Origin of the sequence: Mesorhizobium silamurunense (genome assembly GCF_014843825.1) — a bacterium.
In the GTDB taxonomy this organism is placed as follows: domain Bacteria; phylum Pseudomonadota; class Alphaproteobacteria; order Rhizobiales; family Rhizobiaceae; genus Mesorhizobium; species Mesorhizobium silamurunense.
In genome coordinates, this window is the sequence record NZ_JHQR01000132.1 from 1 (window position 1) to 1,834 (window position 1,834).

At 60.1% G+C, this 1,834-nt stretch carries 2 pseudogenes; both read right to left on the minus strand.

Going from position 1 to position 1,834, the window contains the following annotated elements:
• Window positions 1–182 (minus strand): annotated as a pseudogene (locus tag DH10_RS36285) (coproporphyrinogen III oxidase); the annotation flags it as partial.
• A 360-nt stretch (window positions 183–542) separates the two neighbouring features.
• A pseudogene (locus DH10_RS38200) lies at window positions 543–901 on the minus strand (nitroreductase family protein); the annotation flags it as partial.
• Window positions 902–1,834: the final 933 nt, after the last annotated feature.

Here is a 1,834-nt window from a genome sequence, read left to right on the forward strand (position 1 = left end):
ACATCGACCGGCAGAACGGAACGTGGAGAATAGAGTGACACCGGATCATCAGCCGGTAGGTCCCTGAGCCATTCCTCATAAGCCTCGGCACCGATCGCTGCGGAGAACTCCGGCACAGTCGGATAGATGGTGTACCAAGGCAGGTGGGCCTCGCGATATTTTGTCAGGATTGAGGTCTGCAACAGTTACCATCCCATGTTGATAACCATCATCCTTACCGCTGCGCTCTCCTGTGTCTCTGCGCTATGTCAATCCGTTCGCTTTCAGCGCGAAATTTGTATTTCGCCAACGCCATTGCTGACGCGGGCGATGTTACGCTAATCGCCGATCAGTCTCGGGTGGATGGCGAGGGTATGAACGCCTGGCTGTCAGCAACAAGCGCCATCGGCTTCCCGCCGAGATCATCGCGCACACCGTTTGGTTTTCGCCGGCAAGCTCGTCGCCTTCCGGCTGACCGACAAGGACGGCGTCTTCGATGCCTACTTCCGCCACCGGGCGGCGTGTCCAGGATCGCCGCCATCTCGGCCGAATTGAGGATCGAGACCCAGCCCATGCCCTTGCCCGGTTGTGCGGTCGGCGAAGACGGCAAAAAAACTGGCAAGGCGCCTCGGTCAGGCCGGCAAGCTTCAGGCGCACATAGAGTGCTGCGCGTTCGCCCGCGAAAGATGCCAGCGCTTCCGCGTTGCAGCGCTCGAAGCAGGCCCTGACGGCGTTGCGGCGCGACGAAACGCCAGGGCTGGCTCAGTCCGACGGAGGGCGCGATACTGGCGAGGTCGAGCAGCCGCTCGAGCGCGCCTTCGGGAAGCGGCGCCGGCTTCAATCGCCTGACGTCCCGGCGCCACTGGAAGAGGTTGACCAGCCGAGCACGAAAATCGTCCGGGAATTCTGGGCCTGACGTCATGATGGCGCGCTGCCCTTCGTTGTGACTGTCCGGTTTCACGGGGACCTCCTCTTGCCCCGTATAGGGCGCCGGTGAGGCGCCTTAAGTGACGCCTGTGCGACCGCGCTGTCGCATTTCGTCGGCGACCGCCGAAAACGCCCGCTACATCCGATCTCCCCGGCAAGGGGTAGATTGGCAGCTCAACGCATCACGCCGTACCAATCGCGCCGAGAATTCGCATGCGCTGCTGCAAAAACAGAACGGGCCATGCACGGCTTCCGATTCAGAGGCTTTTTACAACGGTCCGTGTAAATCTTCTGAGGCTTGCGAAATCAATTTGTCCGGACTGACTGGCAAGCTGGTGCACGGGACCATGACCACCTTCGAAGAGGCGAGGCGTGGCCGCCCTAACGATGACGCTTACGGCCTGGGCATGCTCCAAGAGCCGGACGCCCGACCTTCGCTCGTGAATATGTCGGCGTCAGTGGGCGTCTCACCTGACTACAGAGGCGGTGCCGCCGCATGATGTCTCAATCTCGAGGTTTCATGGCAACCAAAAACTGTCGCTGTTCACCGAAATTGTCGGCAATCGGCCAAACGAACCACATCCGAAACGTTTGCGTTTCGTGCTCAGTTTGTCCCTCAAAGCAAAAAAGAAGGAAGCGCGACGAAGGTGCGCCGGCAACTTGAGTGTCAGCGTGCGGCGACGTCTTCAGGATGGCACGTCACTTGCTCAGTCAACTTTGGAAGCCGTTGTGACGGTCTGCCCCCACAACAAGCGGAGATGACTATGGCGATTGGCTCAGACGTGGTGAGTTACCCAGAGCCACTGAAGACTTTGACTGAAGGGCTGCGTCGAGACGCAGCGCGCCAGAATAACATTAAGGGTCTTGTTCTCGGCTCAGTTGCGGCCCTGATCGCAGTTTCCGGTGCTCGCGCCGCCGACGCGGTGAC